General features: G+C 47.3%; 14 protein-coding genes. All 14 read right to left on the reverse strand.

What is annotated here, in order from left to right:
* Nucleotides 1-104: 104 nt before the first annotated feature.
* Nucleotides 105-2087: a heavy metal translocating P-type ATPase gene (locus MHI21_RS21520; RefSeq protein ID WP_342420233.1), complete on the reverse strand. Its 1983-nt coding sequence runs from the start codon at nt 2085-2087 to the stop codon at nt 105-107.
* A gap of 308 nt (nt 2088-2395) precedes the next feature.
* Nucleotides 2396-3847, reverse strand: a complete 1452-nt coding sequence (locus tag MHI21_RS21525; RefSeq protein ID WP_342418879.1) for a PEP-utilizing protein — start codon at nt 3845-3847, stop codon at nt 2396-2398.
* Between the two features lie 306 nt (nt 3848-4153).
* On the reverse strand, nt 4154-6595 hold the full coding sequence (locus MHI21_RS21530) for a heavy metal translocating P-type ATPase (RefSeq protein ID WP_342418880.1): 2442 nt from the start codon (nt 6593-6595) through the stop codon (nt 4154-4156).
* Nucleotides 6596-6782: 187 nt separating this feature from the next.
* Nucleotides 6783-7151 (reverse strand): metalloregulator ArsR/SmtB family transcription factor, encoded by a 369-nt coding sequence (locus tag MHI21_RS21535; RefSeq protein ID WP_007432172.1) that lies wholly within the window; start codon nt 7149-7151, stop codon nt 6783-6785.
* A 158-nt stretch (nt 7152-7309) separates the two neighbouring features.
* Complete coding sequence (locus MHI21_RS21540) at nt 7310-8431, reverse strand: NADH:flavin oxidoreductase (protein ID WP_341163101.1); 1122 nt, start codon at nt 8429-8431, stop codon at nt 7310-7312.
* 203 nt (nt 8432-8634) lie between these two features.
* Entirely contained in the window at nt 8635-8970 is a 336-nt protein-coding gene (cyoD, locus tag MHI21_RS21545) for a cytochrome o ubiquinol oxidase subunit IV (protein ID WP_013311980.1), read from the reverse strand.
* The gene (gene cyoC / locus MHI21_RS21550; protein ID WP_023990327.1) at nt 8971-9579 is read right to left on the reverse strand and encodes a cytochrome o ubiquinol oxidase subunit III; all 609 of its coding nucleotides are present in this window, start codon (nt 9577-9579) and stop codon (nt 8971-8973) included.
* Nucleotides 9579-11555: a cbb3-type cytochrome c oxidase subunit I gene (locus tag MHI21_RS21555; protein ID WP_013311982.1), complete on the reverse strand. Its 1977-nt coding sequence runs from the start codon at nt 11553-11555 to the stop codon at nt 9579-9581. The genes cyoC and MHI21_RS21555 overlap by 1 nt, the downstream gene beginning before the upstream one ends.
* A gap of 25 nt (nt 11556-11580) precedes the next feature.
* Nucleotides 11581-12564: a ubiquinol oxidase subunit II gene (cyoA, locus tag MHI21_RS21560; protein ID WP_061828908.1), complete on the reverse strand. Its 984-nt coding sequence runs from the start codon at nt 12562-12564 to the stop codon at nt 11581-11583.
* A 346-nt stretch (nt 12565-12910) separates the two neighbouring features.
* Nucleotides 12911-13159, reverse strand: a complete 249-nt coding sequence (locus MHI21_RS21565) for a hypothetical protein (RefSeq protein ID WP_061828909.1) — start codon at nt 13157-13159, stop codon at nt 12911-12913.
* A 222-nt stretch (nt 13160-13381) separates the two neighbouring features.
* Nucleotides 13382-14728, reverse strand: coding sequence for a GH1 family beta-glucosidase (locus tag MHI21_RS21570; RefSeq protein ID WP_341163099.1), 1347 nt, complete (start codon nt 14726-14728; stop codon nt 13382-13384).
* Entirely contained in the window at nt 14725-17202 is a 2478-nt protein-coding gene (locus tag MHI21_RS21575; protein WP_342418881.1) for a glycoside hydrolase N-terminal domain-containing protein, read from the reverse strand. The genes MHI21_RS21570 and MHI21_RS21575 overlap by 4 nt, the downstream gene beginning before the upstream one ends.
* 106 nt (nt 17203-17308) lie before the next feature.
* Nucleotides 17309-19003 carry an ABC transporter substrate-binding protein gene (locus MHI21_RS21580; protein WP_341163097.1) on the reverse strand — a complete coding sequence of 565 codons (1695 nt, stop codon included), beginning with the start codon at nt 19001-19003 and terminating at the stop codon, nt 17309-17311.
* Between the two features lie 74 nt (nt 19004-19077).
* Nucleotides 19078-19980, reverse strand: coding sequence for a carbohydrate ABC transporter permease (locus MHI21_RS21585; protein WP_023990333.1), 903 nt, complete (start codon nt 19978-19980; stop codon nt 19078-19080).
* Between the last annotated feature and the right edge of the window lie 7 nt (nt 19981-19987).

Raw genomic sequence — 19987 nt, forward strand, 5'->3', positions numbered from 1 at the left:
TTGCCTTTCAGACAGGCTGGTACTGTAAAAGAAGGAGCATTCACCCCTTGGATTTTAAGAGGTATGAATGCTCCTTTCTGTTTGTCATCTTGTGATTATTAGTCCTATGACCGCAATAAGCGCAGGCCATTCAAAATGACAAGTAATGTGCTGCCTTCATGTCCAATCACCCCAAATGGCAGGGCTATATCTTGCACAAAGTTGCTGATCACAAGCAGCAAAATGACACTTACCGCGAAGATCATATTTTGTTTGACCACCCGCTGCGCCTTGCGCGCCAGTGCTATCGTCGGAGCGATCTCCTCGATTCCATCGTTCATCAATACCACGTCAGCGACCTCTAGCGCTGCTCCGCTGCCATGCATCCCCATGCCTAGTCCTACGGTTGCCGCAGTCAACGCTGGAGCGTCATTCACACCGTCGCCGACCATGACGACATGCCCGTACTGCTCCCGCAGCATGCGAATATGGCTGACTTTGTCCTCCGGCATTAAGCCAGCATATACGGCGTCGACTCCGGCCTGCTCCGCGATCACAGCAGCCGTTTCTGGGCGGTCTCCGGTCAGCATGACGACCCGGATCCCCTGCGCTTGCAGGCGTTTCACGGACTCTTGGGCCTGCGGACGCAGCTCGTCGCGTAGTGCCAGCATCCCGGCAATCTGATCATCCGCGAGGATAATGGATACGGTTTTGCCCTCAGCTTCCAGCCGGGCCCGACTCTCCATCCAATCTGGCTCTGCCAGAGAACCAGGTCCATCCAGTACATTTGTACGACCGATTTTCCACTTCACCCCGCCTATGATGCCTTCCATTCCCCATCCGGTGAGTGCCTGCACTTGCTCGGTTGGGAGAAGATCTCTCTGTCCCAATTCAGCTTCCGCTTTGGTTACAATCGCTCGCGCCAGCGGATGCAAAGAATAACTTTCAATTGTAGCAACAATGTGCAATAGCTCATCGGCATCGTATTCTGCGGCGGTAATCCAATCCGTGACGACAGGTGACCCCATCGTTAACGTGCCTGTTTTGTCAAAAGCAACAACAGAAGTCAATGCCATATTCTCCACATGTGCACCACCTTTGAACAGGATGCCTCGTCGGGCACGGTTGGAAATGGCCGATAGCATCACTGGCATAATGGATGACACGAGCGCACAGGGTGAGGCCACGACGAGGAACACCATAGCCTTGTAGAACGCTGCTGCCCACGTCCAGCCTAATGCTATGGGTGCACCGGCAATGACGATCAGCGTGACAGCAACAACAATTCGGGCGTACACCGATTCGAACGTTTTAATAAACCGCTGGGAATCGGGAACTTCGGTCTGGGCCTCTTCCACCATACGAATGATTTTTGAAAATAAAGTGTCCTCTGAGGACTGACTAACCTCTACATATAGCACGCCTTCTCCATTGATGGTGCCGGCATATACTTCGTCACCTTCCACCTTATTTACCGGAACAGACTCACCGGTAATAGATGCCTGATTCACTGCCGAAACGCCCTTGGAGATTCGGCCGTCCGCCGGAATCAGTTCGCCCGGCTTCACCAGCAGCAGGTCGCCTGGCAACAGTTGCTCAATGCCGACTGTTTCCGTCCCCTCGCGAGACAAGCGCAAAGCCGTTTCCGGCTTCAATGCCATGAGCTCAGAAATATCCTTACTACTACGCTCGGTGGTATAGCTCTCCAGCGCACCGCTGAGTGCAAAAATAAAGATCAGCATGGCTCCTTCATTCCAATAGCCAATGGCCGCAGCTCCTAGGGAGGCAGCGATCATGAGCAGATTAACATCCAGATCATGTTCTCGGATCAGTGTTTCGACCCCTTCTCTGGCTTTGGACCAGCCCCCAAGGGCATAGGACACTACATACAGAATGACCGATAGCCATTGCCACCAATGTGAGACTCCCCATGCCATCAGCATCAGCAATCCACTACCTAGAGCAGCTTGCATCTCCTTATTTTTCAGCATGCTTTTAAGCTGAAATTGCGGCTTGCGATTCGGACCGGGTCGTCCGCTGCCACTGTTTTTTGAAAGGGTTCGGTTAGAGGGAGACAATGTATCTTGTAATCGTTGAGCAGCTTGCATCATGTCACGTTCCTTTCCATATTTTGTTCCTTGTACTAGCATTTCATTGAGAATGATATCCATTGTTAAGTGCCCTAAAATAGCACATGCTGCTTCGGGAAGTCCGAAGCAGCATGTTTGACAATGAGAATGATAATCATTTTTGCATCTATACAATTATTTTGGATTAGCGAAACTTTTGTTTTATTATATATCTTTTCTTTTCCACTTGTAAACCAGCAATGGCCTAAATAAAAAAAGATACCCGCGCAAACACCGCAGGTATCCTCCATATTTAAAGCATCCTATTCCAAGAATTCCGGTTATCTTCAGGCTAAAGGAAACTTCCACGCATGATTGTGTGCAGTTCCTGAAGTGTGCTGACGATCTCCGGGCTGTTGCAATCCCAAACGCGCAGCCGCAAGGCGTGCAGTGGGAACCGCTGTGTCCGGGCAAATGACCCCCGTCAACTCATTCTCCAAGATCGAAATTCTATCCAGAGAATGGTTAATTTCATCTATTGCTACCCATAAAGGAAGCTCAGGCTTTACACGTCGAACAGCTTCCATTATGCATTTTATCGTATCACTATTATTCTCATGACCATCGACACCGGATGGAATCAACTGATCCTCAGCCCTAATGCCATCGGATGAAGTTGGTATGACTTCTAAGATGACCGTATCGGCAAAACGTGCCAGATCTGCAGCTTGAGCTACCTGCTTGATCTGTCGTACGCTCACTTCGGACATGTTATTGGAATTGGCTGACTCCCCCGACCGTGCGGCTTGCCTGTTCCCTGTTTGGCTTACGTTAGGCACCAAAGACGGGTCAACTGTCAAAAGCACACCTACCCGATATGGAATGCACCGAAGACGCCCGCATAAAGTCTGCTCTGCAACGCCGTCAATCCAGTCTCGCGTTGCCCGGAATTCGTCCACGTCAGCCGGATTGCGCACTATAATCTCCAGCTTGGGTTCTCCCCCCTGCCGCACGCTCCGCAACGCCGCACGCAGTAATGCCTCCAGCTGCATATCTTGCAAGCTTCCAATACCCACTGCATTGTTCTGCTCAATTAGGGCTATAGTGAGTGGTGATCCGTTCAAAGACTCGAATAAGCTTTCATATTGTGTTTCCAGCAAACTGATAATTCGACGGGACAAATGCTCACACAATCCAGGCAGGCCAGATGCCTGGTTAAAGGTTTTGTACGTGTCAGATGCACGTGAACCGGGAATAAGGATGGGATCGGGCTCCCCGTCAGGGGCATGAATCGTCTGTCCAGACTCTGCTACGTCCAGATAGGCATAGCATAGTTTCCCTACACGGCCAGATGCCAGTGACAAGGGACCATGCAGAAGACTATAACCGTCATAACTGCCTATTTCTGATGCTGTCTCTGTGCTTATACGACTCAAACTTGCAGGAGCATCGGCATAAATCCGTATGGAGGTGCGCCTGTATTCATCGCTCCATTTTAGGAGTGTGCCCATTGCTTGCCCAATATCGTTGCCGTTATTCAGCATCGTTTCCTCAAGTAATTCCGGATTCGCAGCCATCAAAGCCTCTGCTCGACTGATTACGCCCTGCTCAGCTAAACCAACCAGCCAGCCCAATTGATCTTCCTCCTGCGTAGCAGATACTTCATGGCTGCCTGCCTTTAGCGTCTCCATAGCCAACCTCTGTGCAGCAGCCTCCATACCCGGCTCTGGAACTTTGAGATCCCGGCTATTTTTGCCACCCAACAGCTCTGCGAATACATGCATCAGTTTAGCCTCCATGCTATTAATCCATCCTTTCTTCCGTCAGCAAGTTGGCACACACGAATTCGAGTACCCCTCCAAATAAAGAAAACGCTTACCCATAATGGAGCAACCGAATTTTACATGGGCCTTACTTGTAAAGCCCCTACCTTAACGTATTAGGCACGCCACACATTTATACATTTCGGCACAACTACCCTACATCCCAAAATAAATCTCTATCCTGATGGTACAAGACCACTCGAAAAAGGAACCTATAAAATAAACACCCCCGGTCTTCACAGGATGCCTATACATCCAATGCTAACCCAGGGGTGTTTATTTTTATTCGTAAGAACGAACCTTCAATACACGCATCACATTCAATACGGCTAGCAATGTTACACCTACATCGGAAAATACAGCCTCCCACATAGTAGCAATACCGAATGCTCCCAGCGTAAGAAACACAGCTTTGACGCCTAGCGCAAATATAATGTTTTGCCATACGATACGACGTGTGCGCTTAGCGATATGGATCGCCGTAACTAGCCTTGAAGGCTCGTCGTTCATGATTACGATATCTGCCGCCTCAATCGCAGCATCCGATCCCAAACCGCCCATCGCTACACCGACATCTGCCAGTGCCAGTACGGGTGTATCATTAATCCCATCGCCTACGAACAAAATTTTGTCGCTCGTTTTTTTACTTGCAGACAACTGCTCGATAGCTTCAGCTTTGTGCTGAGGTAACAGCTCTGCCCGTACTTCATCCAAACCCAGCTGTCGTCCTACAGCCTCGGCAACTGTCCGATTGTCACCCGTCAGCATGATGGTTTTCACCACACCCAACTTTTTCAGTGAAGCAACCGTTTGGGCTGCGTCTTCCTTAACCTCATCTGAAATCAGAATGCACCCAGCATACGTTCCGTCTACAGCCACATGTACGACCGTTCCTTCATCCAGCGTCCCTGCTTGCTGCGCCGCGTTAAAAGCCACATGCTCCCGCTCCATGAGCTTGGCGTTCCCGGCCGATACCAGACGACCATCTATTTGTGCCTGAATCCCGTGACCCGATATTTCACTATATTGCTGAACTCGGTCTGCTCTGAGTTCTTTACCGTAGGATTCACGCAAAGACGCAGCAATAGGGTGTGTGGAATGCAGCTCCGCCAAAGCGGCGGTTTCGAGCAAGCTTTCGTTTGTAAAATCTCCGGCAGGATAAATCCCTGTTACACGGAAAACACCTTTGGTGAGTGTACCTGTTTTATCAAAAACAGCGTATTTCACATGATTCAGAGCTTCAAGATAGTTCCCGCCCTTGATCAGAATACCTGAACGGGAGGCTGCCCCAATTCCCCCAAAAAAGCCCAGTGGAATGGATACTACCAGCGCACAAGGACAAGAAATAACGAGGAAAACAAGCGCACGGTATACCCAATCTGCAAATTGTGCACCTGGCACAACAAGCGGTGGAACAACCGCCAACAACAGCGCTACAATAACCACTACTGGAGTATAGTATCTGGAAAATTTCGTGATAAACTTTTCAGTCGGCGCTTTTTTGGCACTCGCATTTTGCACTAATTCCAAAATTTTAGAGACCGCGGATTCACTAAATTCTTTGCTAACCTCTACCGTTAGAAGTCCGTTCGTATTGATAAATCCACTCAACACGTTGCTTCCTGGCTCTACGGTACGAGGCACCGATTCACCAGTCAACGCAGAAGTATCCACATGCGATTTACCATCTACAACCTTACCGTCCAGCGGGATCTTCTCGCCCGGCTTAATCACAATCAAATCCCCAATGCGAACGTCTTCTGGGGACACCCTCCGTACGGACTCAGCCGTCTTCAGGTTGGCATAGTCCGGTCTAATATCCATCAGATCACTGATGGACTTACGTGAACGGTTAACTGCGATGCCTTGAAACAGCTCTCCGATTTGATAAAAGAACATGACAGCTACGCCTTCCGGGTATTCCCCAATGGCAAATGCACCAACAGTAGCCAGCGTCATCAGGAAGTATTCGTCAAAGGCCATTCCACGCACTAAACTGCGTGCAGCCTGCAAGACAACATCACCGCCAACGATGATATATGCCAGTAAAAATAGGGCCAGCTTGCCTACACCTTCGACAGGTAACCACCAGGCAACAGCCGCAACGACCGCACCAATAGCCAAACGCGCAATCATGCGGCGCATACCGTCCGTACCGTGATCATGCGTATGCCCAGCGTGGCCATCATCTCCATGCGAATGTGAATGAGCGTGGTTGGCTTCACCATGTTCGTGCTCTGCATGGTGGTTGTGATGCTCGTGTCCATGATCGCCGTGGTTGTGTCCATCGTGCGTATGGGCTTGCTTGCCATGTGCTCCATGATGATGATCAGCGTGGCTGTGAGCCGCATGTTGCTCGACCTCGTGTGTATGCCCTTCACCTTCACTATTATGTTTATGACCGCATGCACAATCATCTGTGCAGTCTGACTGTACTGCACCAGCATTGCTTCGACTGTCTTCATGCAGGCGGCCACGAGCATTTTTTACAACCATTCGAACATGCGGCTCGAGTCTTTGAACCTTCCGTTCAGTCTGGCGAAAAACCTCTTCTTTTTGATCCGAACTTGTGGTCATCGTCAACGTTTTCGTAACAAAATTGACCGAGCAATCCAGGACCCCTTCTATTTTACTGACTCCATTTTCAATCTTTAGAGCACAGTTGGCGCAATCCAAACCTTCCAAAATCCATTCATGCCGTTCCGTTCTTTTTAGAGCATCCATAATCATTGGCCTCCAATTAACTATATATGAGCAACTGTTCATATATTATTTGTTAAGGCCATTATATTCAGGATCAGGGTCAAAAGTCAATGACTATAGCCCTTTTTTAACAAAAAAATCGACTTCAACGGACAAACGCCAAAAGAGCGCCAATCGCTTGGCGCCCTCTGTTGTTTTATCCCAAAAATTATTGATGTGATATGTGCTGATGGGTTTGCAAAAAAATCTGCTCCACATGATTATCATCCAGTGAATAAAACACCGTCTTGCCTTCTTTGCGTCGTTTGACAATACGCAGGTTGCGCAAATAACGAAGCTGGTGGGATACCGCAGATTGTCCCATGTTCAACACCTGGGTCAGATCATGAACACACAGTTCTTTTTGTGCCAGGGCATAAATCAGCTTGATTCGTGTCGGGTCACCCAGTGCTTTGAACAGCTCCGACATTTTGTATGCGATGGAATCCTCAACAAGGGAAGATTTTATGCGCTCAATTTCCTGATCTGAACCGTGACAAGCCGGCTCGCAATCCAAAGCTTCCGTTTCAGAATTCATCCTTTTCACCCCGTGTATTTCGACTTGATGCTCCTATTATAGCAAATTCGTAGAGTTTACGAATAGCTTATATTACAGCTTGCCCTGTAACAGAAAACTTCCAAGTCTCAATGCTTGCCTAACACTACAGCTTTACACTACTTAGAGCTTAATAAAGCTTAATTCAACGTTTTTAATACTTCATCACTGTAAGGAATAATTTCATTTATTTTTTGATCACGTAACTTCACCGCAAACGCTGGATCAACCAGCAAAGCACGTCCAACCGCAACCAGATCAGCTTCCTCTCGTTCTACTTGCCCCACGAGTTGTTCTAATCTTGCCTCTACACTACTGGATTGATCGGTTTGACGATTATTATTTTCCAAATCACTCAAAAACGCCTTCTCCAAACCAATCGAGCCCACAGTAATCACTGGCTTGCCTGTTATCTTTTTGGTCCAAGCTGCCAGGTTTAGATCAGACCCTTCAAATTCCGGTTCCCAAAAACGGCGGCTTGAGCAATGGAATACATCCACCCCGGCCTTCACTAATGGAGTGAGAAACTGTTCAAGTTCCTGTGGTGTTTGGGCCAGCTTTTCTTCATAATGGTACATCTTCCACTGGGAGAATCGCAATACAATTGGGAAATTCGGTCCTACTGCACGACGACAAGCCTCAATGACCTCCACCGCAAACCGAGTACGCTGGACCAAGTTGCCTCCGTATTGGTCGGTGCGCTTATTGGTTTTGTCCCAGAAAAATTGATCGATTAAATAGCCATGTGCTCCATGAAGCTCAATACCGTCAAAACCCACTCGCTGGGCATCGGCAGCGGCCTGTGCATAAGCTGAAATAATATCCGCAATCTCAGCCTCCGTCAATGGCTCAACCACCTTTTCGCCGGCGGGAGAGATACCGGATGGACCGACAGGCAATGCCTCGGGATTCGGTTGATTATCTGCACCTATTTTACGGGCCGCACCCACATGCCAGAGCTGCGGTATAATCTTGCCACCTACCGCATGAACCTCCTCAACTACCTTGGCCCACCCCTTTAATCCCTCACCATAAAAATTAGGAATGCTTGTGTGCTCCACAGCTGCGGGATGATTAATAGCAGTCCCCTCTGTAATAATCAATCCAACTGCATTTTCGGCACGGCGACGATAATACGCAGCCACGTCAGGCCCTGGAATACCTTGAGGAGAAAAATTCCGTGTCATTGGCGCCATAACAATCCGATTGGGAAGAGATAAATTACCTAACTTAAAAGGTTTAAACAGTAATTCTGTGTTCATTACTTTTTCCTCCGCTCTCCACTAGTATTATCGTTTTCACTCTACTGTTATACAATTCCATTTTACACATATGTAAACTTGAGTTCAAGAAGCCACAGTTTTTATTTTAATAAGCTACACAAAAAAAGAAGAAGCGGCTCTAAGTCCGCTTCCTCTTTCCTAATTCGTTTGTACTTGAGTGATTTTGCAAAAATTTCAACTTATTAGTGTGCTACCATGTTGTATTCCATAATCCATACAGAACCACCAACAACAGTCAACAGGATAACTACCCCGAAAATCAAAGTCATGACATTCCAGCGCGGTCCATTGCTCTCACGAATGTGCATGAAGAAGAAAAGCTGAACCAGAAATTGCAGCACTGCCGCGGCTAAAATAACAACCATGGTCGAAGTGCGGCTCAACATATGATTCATAACCACACCGAGAGGAATGATGGTCAGTACGATGGACAGAATAAACCCGATAACATAGGATTTCACTGAACCGTGAGAATCATCATGACCATGCGAACCCGCTCCTGTTTGATGCTGTGCCATCTACATCACCCCCATCAAATAGACGACTGTCAGCAAGAAGATCCAGACAGCGTCCAAAAAGTGCCAGTACAAGCTCAATGCCGAAACTTTCCCCTTCGTCTCTGGTGTAAGCCCGCGTTTTTTCAACTGGAACATGAGTCCAATCATCCAAACCAGACCTAACGAAACGTGAAGTCCGTGCGTTCCGACTAAAGTGAAGAATGCCGACAAGAACGCACTGGTTCCAAAATTGGCTCCTTCGTGTACCAACTCAACAAACTCGTAAACCTCAAAACCGATAAAACCAAGACCCAGGATCGCCGTCACGATTAACCAGTTAATTAATCCCTTCATGCTTCCTTTGTTCATGGCCAACACAGCCAGACCACTTGTGAAGCTGCTCGTGAGCAAGAGGAACGTTTCAATAATAACGCCCGTCATGTTAAACAGCTCTGCGCCACCCGGTCCTCCGGCTGTGTTGTTCCGAAGGACGACGAAGGTTGCGAACAAGGTACTGAACAGGATTACGTCCGTTACGAGGAAGATCCAAAAACCAAGCATCTTCAATTCTTGCGGATCGTGATGCCCGTGGTCATGATCATGGCTTTGGTGTGCTGCAGCTTGTGCCATTATACAGACCCCCTTATTGCCGCTTCCGTGCGTTTTACTTCATCCGCAGGGATATAGTAGTCGCCATCATAGGAGAAGAACGAACGGCAAATCATACAAATTGCCACACCGATCAGTCCTGGAATATAGAAGAACGACCATCCGAATACGAACCCGAAACCTGCAATGAAAAAGAATACCGACATAATGAATGGAATCGCCGAGTTCTTCGGCATATGAATCGCTTCAATTGGCGGTTGCTTTCTGAAAATACCTTTTGCACGTTTATCTTTTTCTGCCCACCAGTCATCACGTTCTTCTACTTGTGGAATGGTAGCAAAATTGTACTCCGGTGCAGGTGAAGGAATCGACCATTCCAACGTATGGCCACCCCAAGGATCGCCTGTTGTATCCTTCAGCTTACGGTAATTCTTGATGCCCAAAAGAATTTGAAGAACCTGGAACAAGAAACCAATCCCCATCAAAAATGCCCCAACGGTCGAAACGAGGTTAAGCGGCTGCCAGCCGGTATCCCAGCCGTAAGTGCTCAGACGACGCGTCATACCCATCAGACCGAGAGAATATTGCGGAATAAAACATACATAGAAACCGATGTTCCAGAACCAGAAAGCCCATTTACCAGGCGTTTCAGGCAATGTGAAACCGAACATTTTAGGCCACCAATAGTACAGACCTGCCAAGTAACCGAACACTACACCACCAATCAGAGCGGAGTGAAAGTGAGCGATCAGGAAGTAACTGTTATGGAACTGGAAGTCAGCAGGCGCTACAGACAACATGACGCCCGTCAAACCAGCAATCAAGAAGTTCGGAATAAAAGCAATTGACCACATCATAGGAGTCTTGAATGTAATCTTACCCCGATACATCGTGAACAGCCAGTTAAATACTTTAACCCCTGTCGGTATTGCGATAACCATCGTCGAAATCGCAAAGAATGCATTAACATCTGCGCCTGATCCCATCGTGAAGAAGTGATGCGCCCAGGTGAAGAAGGACAAGATCGCAATAATGAACATGGCGTAAACCATGGACTTGTATCCAAACAATTTCTTTTTGGAGAATACGCTGATGACCTCGGAATAAATACCGAAGGCAGGCAAAACTACAATGTATACCTCAGGGTGACCCCACATCCAGATTAAGTTGATATACATCATCGGGTTACCGCCGAAATCAAGCGTAAAGAAGTGTCCTCCTCCGAAGCGGTCAAGGAACAGCAATGCCAAAGTAACCGTCAGAATCGGGAATGCGAAAATGATAATAACACATGACGAAAATACGGACCACGTAAAGACAGGCATTTTCATCCAAGTCATACCAGGTGCACGCATTTTAATAATGGTCACAATAAAGTTGATCCCCGTAGCCAATGAACCTATACCCGAAATCTGAATACCCCAGATATAGAAGTTCTGACCGACGCCTGGACTAAATTGCAGTTCTGAAAGCGGTGGATAACTCAACCAACCTGCGTCTGGCGAACCACCGATAACGAAGGACAGGTTGAACAACATCGCTCCCATAAAGAAAAGCCAGAAGCTCAATGCGTTCAGGAAAGGGAACGCAACGTCACGCGCACCAATTTGAAGTGGTACGGCAATGTTAAACAAACCAAACATCAACGGCATCGCCATAAACAGGATCATGATCGTGCCATGTGTTGTGAAAATCTGGTTGTAATGCTCAGGATGCAGTAGTGTAACATCCGGTGTAGCCAGTTGAACACGCATCAATAATGCATCCACGCCTCCGCGGAATAACATCAAGATGGCCGCAAGAATATACATAATACCGACTTTTTTATGGTCAACAGTAGTCAACCAGTTTTTCCAAAGCCAGCCCCATTTTTTGAAATAAGTGAGCACAAACACGATCCCGATCGTCGCTAATGCGATGGAGACGTCCGCTCCATAGATCATTGGGTCTCCAGTAACGAAGAAAGTGGATGCAAACTCTTTTATTTTGTCAAGCATTGGGGGCCTCCTTCCCTATAATCATTTAATTGTGTCCGCTCATATTCATATGACTCATGTCCATTGCCGCATGATCTTCTGTGCCGGACTGAGAAGAACCTTCTGTGGATGTAGCTTCACCATGTCCAGCATGTGGGTTAGAAGCACCCTCCACTACATACTTGTTAACAATGTCTTTGAACAAGCCATCTGGAATCGAAGAATACTCATCAGGCTGGGACAAACCTGGTTTTGCAAGCGCCAAATAGCCGTCTTTCGTCAGCGGCTTAGACTGCTTTTTGATGTCAGCGACCCAGTTTTTATACTCTTCATCCGACTGGACTTCTACATCAAAACGCATTTGTCCAAAATGCTCACCACTAAAGTTTGCACCCGAACCAAAGTAAGTTCCTTCGTGATCGGCCTGCAAATGCAGTTTCATAGCCATGCCTGACATGGTGTAGATTTGTCCGCCCAATTGCGGAATCCAGAACGAGTTCATCGGGGCGTCAGCAGTCAGTTCAAAACGGACTGGAACACCTTTAGGAATGTGAACTTGGTTAACTGTAGCTATACCTTCCTCTGGGTACATAAAGAGCCATTTCCAGTCCAGTGAAGTCACTTGAATGGTTACTGGCTTTTGCGTACTTGCCAACGGCTTGGAAGGCTCCAGCAAGTAGGTATATCTTGCAGTAATGACCGCAATAATACAGATAACGATAATTGGAATAGCCCACCATGTGGTCTCCAGCTTTTTGCTGTCATCCCAGTGGGGTTGATACTTCACCTTGTTTGTCGGTGTATCACGATACCGCCAAATGATGAAGAAAGTCAAAATCATGACCGGTACAATTATTAGCGCAGACAATGCCGTTGTAAGAATGATCAGCTCTTTTTGTGCTTGCCCAACGGGTCCTTTCGGATCGAAAACAACGTATTTTCCGCCAGCATAAAAACACGTCCAAATGAGCAATGCTACCGTGAGCACGGTCAAAACCAACGCAATAATCGCTTTTGGTTTTTTGTTCATGTTGTTCCCCTCTCCTTAAATAATAAATTACTCAAAACTTTACGAACTCCTGTAATGTTGCCCCTATATAAGATAGCAGAAAAGTGGCCACTTTTTTTATTGTTAACAGAATTGTCGATTATTTGTCCGTTTTTTGTGAAAAACATCTCTAAAAATAAAATTTCTCTTGCAAATTCAAAATTTCTTATTAATACAAAGATGACATAATAAAAACGTTATTTGTGTATCTTAAAGAAGTTATATTAAAGAAAAAAGCGGGACTCCTTACAGTTATCATCCTACACTGCTCGAAGCCCCACATTGTTGTTTTCAGCATATATTTGCTTTAAATCATTTTTAAATTGTATTAACTGCGGCCGTTTTCCTGGTCTTCCTTCTTGCGGGCAATGACAAATGATTTCCCAACTAGAAAAATAAAAATCCCGGCAACAACGCAGCCAATACCTGTCATTAAATATATATTCCGATCAGTTAAATTACCTATATCAAGCAAAATAAGGATAATACCTGCAATACAGGCGATCCAAGCGATAACAGATACCGTCCGGCTCATTTGCCCGTCAGTTGATCCTGATTTCCTAAAATTTGCAGCCATACCCTCCACTCCCTTCGGTCTAAAATAATTTTCAACGCCCTCGTCCGGTATTTTTGTCAGTATGCACATATCTTGCTTCTTTATTCCTTGGTCTCTACATACCTGAAACAACCCTCTGCATATCTTGACTATTATTACCCCGGAAGACCCAGTGTTCAAACAAAAGGGAGCAGAGACAGGCCTAAATCTGCCTTATTTTCAAAACATCTCTTCGTTTATCGTTTAACGTCTGGTCTCCAACCAGTTATTACTTATTACATTTCGATACCAATAGTAACTTTCCTTCGGGGTGCGGACCTGTGTGCGGAAATCGACATGAATCATGCCAAATCTCATATTATATCCCTCTGCCCACTCAAAATTGTCCATAAGTGACCATGCCATATATCCTTTGACATGAAGGCCGTCATGAATAGCCCGGTGCACCTGCACCAAATGCTGCTGCATATACGAAATACGACGGTCATCCTGAATCTTGCCATTCACGACATCATCATTGATGCAAGCCCCATTCTCTGTGATATAAATATCGAGGTTACCGTATTTTTGCAAATAATGCAGTACCTCGTACAGCCCACGCGACTCCACTGGCCAACCGATATCCGTTACAGGTAGCCCCATATTGATTTCTTCAGATTGAAGAAACCCGGCTTCAGGATTAAAACGATTAACTGACATAGCATAGTAATTGATACCGATCATATCAATAGGCTCGCCGATAATATCCATATCCCCATCCTGAATAGGCACGGTGGCTCCCTGCTCCGCAAACCAGTCTACCAAAAACTGAGGATACGAGCCTTGATAAATAGGTTGAAGAAACCAGTCACTGTGCAGGGAAATGGTGCGCGCACAAGCGGCTTTATCTTCCTCAGATGTGCTGTAAGGAACAGCCCAGGAGACATTGGGAGCGATACCGATCTGACCACTGGTGCCCAGCTCGCGGAAACGGCGCACAGAAAGACCATGCGCAACTAGCAAATGATGTCCTACATCAATGGCTGTCTGAAGATTTGTCAGACCCGGAGCATGAGCACCCAGCATATTAGATAAAAAGGCGATGCACCATGGTTCATTGAATGTTAGCCAATGGTGTATTTTACCGTGAAACTCGCGGAACATCGTTTCTGCAAACTGGACAAACGCTTGAATCGTGCGACGATTCTCCCATCCTCCAGCATCCTGAAGCGCTTGAGGCAGATCCCAATGGTACAGTGTACAAAACGGTTCAATCCCATTTTCGTTCAACAAATCGACTACGCGATGATAATAGTCCAATCCTTCTTGATTGACTTCACCGTCACCATTGGGAAATATACGCGGCCAGGACACTGAAAAACGGTATGTACGAATGCCCAGTTCCTTCATTAGGCGGATATCTTCCTCGTAGCGATGATAGCTGTCACAAGCTACATTGCCGTTATCACCGTTGAATACTTTGCCAGGCGTATGGGCAAAGGTATCCCAGATTGACAAACCTCTCCCATCCTCCTTATAAGCTCCCTCGATTTGATAGGCTGCCGTCGCGGTCCCCCACATAAAGTCCTGCGGAAATTGAAAAATGGTCATATTGTCTCTTCCTCTCTTTCAATTATAATCGTATGTCTGTTCGTTATTTCCTGCTCTTTGGTAAAAATCCATGACAAAATAAATCCTCCATGCTCAGGATCAGGCAGAGCCTGACGAGCATCTGCGCTAAACGGATGTGAATAGCGAATCGTGCAGCTTCCCGTCTGGACAGACGCGGTCAATTCAGCACGGACGAGCCTGGAACCAGACCATTCCATGCCGACCGTCATCCCGCCATGCCCCTTCAATCCACTGACCCGTCCCTCCGACCATGCCGTTGGCAAGGCAGGCAGTAACGTCAGCTCTCCCGGACGGCTTTGTAGCAGCATTTCTGCAATCCCCGCCGTCGCACCAAAATTACCGTCGATCTGAAAAGGCGGGTGAGCATCGAATAAATTAGGATAGATCGATCGCGACAGCAAGGTGCGAACATACCGATGTGCGGCGTCGCCATCTTCCAGCCGAGCGTACAGGTTAATCAACCAGGCACAGCTCCATCCGGTATGACCACCACCGTGATCAAGCCGTCGACGCAGCGATATGCGGGCTGCCTCAGCCAGCTCCGGGGTATCACGGATGTGAATTTGTCGACCGGGATATAACCCATATAGATGCGAAACATGTCGATGCCCAGGCTCCGCTTCCTCAAAATCGACAAACCATTCCTGTAACTGGCCGTGACGTCCGATTTGATAGGGCATTAACCGTGCCCGTGTCTCCTCGCAGCGGTTGCGGAATTCATCGTCTAATTCCAGCAGGTCCGCAGCTTGAATGCAGTTATCCAACAGCTCCCGAATCAGCGTCATATCCATGGTGGAGCCCATAGAGATACTGCAATCCTCGCCGTCCGACGTTTTGAATTTATTTTCAGGTGATGTAGATGGACATGTCACAAGCCGACCCTCCGGGCCTTCCACGAGCCAGTCCATGCAAAAGGCTGCCGCCCCCTTCATGAGGGGATAAGCTTGTTCTGCCAAATAGGCTGTATCCAGGGTAAACAGATAGCGCTCCCATAGGTGAGCAGTTAGCCATACACCCCCAAGCGGCCAAAACGCCCAACTGGCATGGCCCCCTGAAGGTCCGGCGTATCTCCACACATCTACATTGTGATGAGCTGCCCACCCTTGAGCACCATAATGGATGGAGGCTACCCTCCGTCCCGTACGAGCCACTTCTCCAATCATGTGCAGCAATGGTTCATGGCACTCGGCAAGATTGCATACCTCTGCGGGCCAATAGTTCATCTGAGTATTGATATTGGTTGTATAATTACTGTTCCACGGCGGCTGCACACGGTCATTCCAGATGCCCTGAAGATTGGCAGGCTGACTCCCCGGACGCGAACTGCCCATGAGCAAATAGCGGCCATACTGAAATAACAGCACCTCCAGCCCCAGGTCGGCCTGACCTTTCTGATAACGTTCTAATCGCAGATCGGTCGGTAGAACGGAGTCGTCGGTTAGAGTATCACCTCCCAGTTCTAATGCAACGCGGTCAAACAGCTTTCGATGATCCTGTTCATGGCGTTGCCACACCTGCTCACTTCCCAGCGAAATTGCTTCGTCTAAAATGACTTGACATGCTTCTGCTGATTCCGTTGCATCACTATTCGGCATAGCATGAAATCCCTGAAATCCGGTAGCTGCTGCCAAATACACCGTGATTTTATCCGCGCACGAGATGATCAGTGCTCCATCAGCACCCTTCGTCAAGGTTCCTCCCTCAGGAATAACCCTCGCCTGAACTGCAAAAGCCATCCCCAAATCATTTTCATAAACGACAGACTGTGGATGATTGCCATGATAATTAGATTCCACATGACTGGGCGCTCGCCCAGTCAACGTAATAAAGTCCCTGATCGGCTCATCGGATGGATCGCCATTATCGCTATCCCATTTGGATGAATCACCAAAATGTGCATCCTCTTCAACCTCGTCTTCACAAGGATGGGGGGAAGTGATGCGCACAGATGCATGGATCTTCCCAAGCTTATTCGCAGTCAGTGACACCATCATGATTCCATCTGGCGCACTGGCGATAACTTCACGAGTATAGCGGACTCCATCACTTTGAAAAGTGACCGCTGCCGTTCCAGTCAGCAAATCCAGTTCCCGTTCATAATGCACAATTTCCCCTAGGCCCTCCTGCGTAATCCACAAATCTCCCAAAGGCTGATAGGCTTCCGTATCGCGACCTAGCATATTCGCATTAATCAGTTGTTCCGCTTCCTTGTATTTTCCATCTGCAATCAGCTTTCTGACAGGTTGCAAATATCGCAAAGCATCATACTGAACGCCGTCTCTGGGAAACCCGGACCAGAGCGTATCCTCGTTTAATTGCAAATGCTCCTCTCTGATTCCGCCAAATACCATAGCTCCCAGTCTTCCATTGCCGACTGGCAATGCTTCCTCCCATGCCTCAGCAGGCTGGCGATACCATAAACGCAGGGACTGTGGCCTTTTGCCTTTCGTCACATCAAACCCTCCCCCATCAAGATGAAACAGAGCGCTAATCCCGTATGGACCATAAGGACAAGCGCTCTGTCATTCCGGCATTCAAATTTTCGTTAAAAGCAGTCTGCTACTTAGAAGCCTTACCGCTCCATAACTCCACTCTGTCCTTTACCAGTTGCGTGTATTGCTGTTCCATTTGGACAGCTCCGGCGGCATCCAGTTCTTTAATCATGTTGTCGTATACCGTATCAAAATTGGAAGCTGGTGCTAAAATAGCTTCGGGTATACGTTTGCGGATAATGTCTGTCGTTTTTTTGAATGTAACGTTATAGTTGGATTCATTGTCTGTTGTCAGGTTATAGGCTGCGCCCCAAGGCTTTACATCAAATTCTTTCTTGTCCGGGAACAGATCTTTCCACGTTTTTACGCCATACGCTTTAAGCGATTCTTTCTCTGGCTTCGAATAAGCCGCGATAATTTGTTCCGGGAATTTGGCAGTATAGTAGTTGCCTGTAGGGTCCTTCACGCCGTCACCATAGTGTCCACTGATGAGCGTGTACAAATCTATACCCGTGGATTTGTTGAAGTTGGTTGTATTGTTCGTTTTTTGCTCCAGTACATCAGCCGGAATGACGCGTTTGCCGTCTTTGATCTCATAATGCTTGCCCTCGATCCCCCAGTTCACTAGCACCTGTCCTTCATCGGAAGCTAAATAATCAAGGAATTGAATAGCCCGCACCGGGTCCTTGCAATTTTCCGTAATACCTACACCATAACCGGACGCGAAGCCCGTATCCTGAAAGGAGCTATCCTTGTATTTCTCCGAGAGTGTAACTGGAAAATGCGCGTAGCTGGAATCGGCCTTGCCTGAAGCTTTTAACGCATTTTCGGCATCCTGATACCCCCACTCCTGATCAATTAGACCGAGGACACGGCCGCTGGCAATTTTGGATTTGTATTGATCACTTTTTTGCACAAACGAATCTTTATCGAGCAGCCCTTCATTGTACATGTGGTTCAACCAACGGAAATATTCCTTTTCTTCAGGACGTTTGTAATGAAGCTTCGCTTCAAATGTTTTGGGATCAATAAAATATTCACCATCATCTGGCGCTCCAGTCGTCTGGAAGGCAGGATTCGTTACGGTAATCATAATTCTCCAGTCGTCTGCATCCAGCGTGAGTGGGATCGTTTTTTTGCCATTGATCGTTGGGTGCTTGGCTGTATAGGTTTTGAGTACGTTTTCATAATCCTGTAGCGTTCTTACCTTTGGATAACCTAACTCCTTGAGCACCTTATGCTGAATTTCAAATCCGCCCGTCGCGTCAAAACTCTCCTGTCCCACACCTGCATACGTAGGAAGGACATAGATGGATTGATCTTTATTACTGTATTTCAAACGATCCATATAGGGTCCATATAGCTTTTTGAGATTGGGTGCGTGATCGTTGATCAGATCTGTCAGATCAATCATGGCCCCCGCATCCACAAGCTTGTTAATATTTGCTTTAGGAGAAACCAAGTCCGGGTATTCTCCACTTGCTGCCATCAAAGCAATTCGGTCATCTCCACCTCCGCCGCTGACATCAAATTCCGCATTCAAGGTTACACCTGTTTTCTTGGTGATTTCCTTGCCTATTTCATCCTTCATTCCATTCCATTGCGGGCTTGTATCTGCTCCGAAGAAGCTAAACGTAATCGGGTCTGTGCCGCTGGACGTGCCTTCCTTCGCTGCTTTATCGCTTCCTCCACAACCTGCGAGTGCGGTAAGAGACACCGCGAGCAAGGGAATCAGTGCAAATCTGGACCAGTGTTTTTTCATGTATAAATCCTCCTATATTCCTATGATGACTTCTCCTGCAAATAACTTCTATTTCACTACCGGTATCCCGATTTTTATGATTTCACTGCCCCCAGCGTCATACCGCCTACAAAATATTTTTGCAAGAACGGATACACCATCAGGATGGGGAGCGTAACTGTAATCGTGATTGCCATTTTAATCGACTCTGGTGAAATTTGAGCCATTTGCTTAGCCATATCGTTACTATTCGTCATACTGGAGCCGCCTTGCTGCGTACTTTGCAGTATCTTCATCAGCTCATACTGTAGCGTCGTCCATTGCGGCGCCCCACCATTATACAAATACGTATCAAACCAAGCATTCCACTGACCTACTGCCAGAAAAAGAGCAATCGTCGCCAATACTGGTTTGCACAGCGGCAAAATAATTCTCCAGTAAATCGTAAAATCATTCGCCCCATCGAGTTTGGCAGACTCCTGCAGCGCATACGGCAAACCGTCCATAAAGGAACGAATAACAAACACGTTAAATGCGCTAATTAAGCCTGGAAAAATGTACACCCAAAACGAACCCAGCAGATGCAGATCCCGCATCAAAATAAACACGGGCACCATCCCGCCGGAAAAATACATCGTCAACGCCAAAAACGTAGAAATAAACTTACGAGCGCGAAACTCGACCCGACTCAATGTAAAAGCAAGCATAGACGCGCAGATCAATCCAAGTACCGTCCCGACCAAAGTACGAAGAATAGATATTTGCAGGCCCTGAAGAAGGCCATCGTACTGGAAAATCGTTTTGTAATTTTCGAGTGTAAATTGGCGAGGCCATATATAAATACCACCGCGAACCGTGTCCGTTGAATTGTTCAGGGAAATCGCAAGTACGTTCAGAAACGGGTACAGCGTCAACACCACGATCAGAGCCATGAGGATATAGTTGAACAGATCAAACAGCTTCTCAGACCGGGTAGCATTAAATGCCTTATTCGTCATTTCGCTT

Origin of the sequence: Paenibacillus sp. FSL H8-0168, assembly GCF_038592955.1 — a bacterium.
Taxonomy (GTDB): domain Bacteria; phylum Bacillota; class Bacilli; order Paenibacillales; family Paenibacillaceae; genus Paenibacillus; species Paenibacillus polymyxa_B.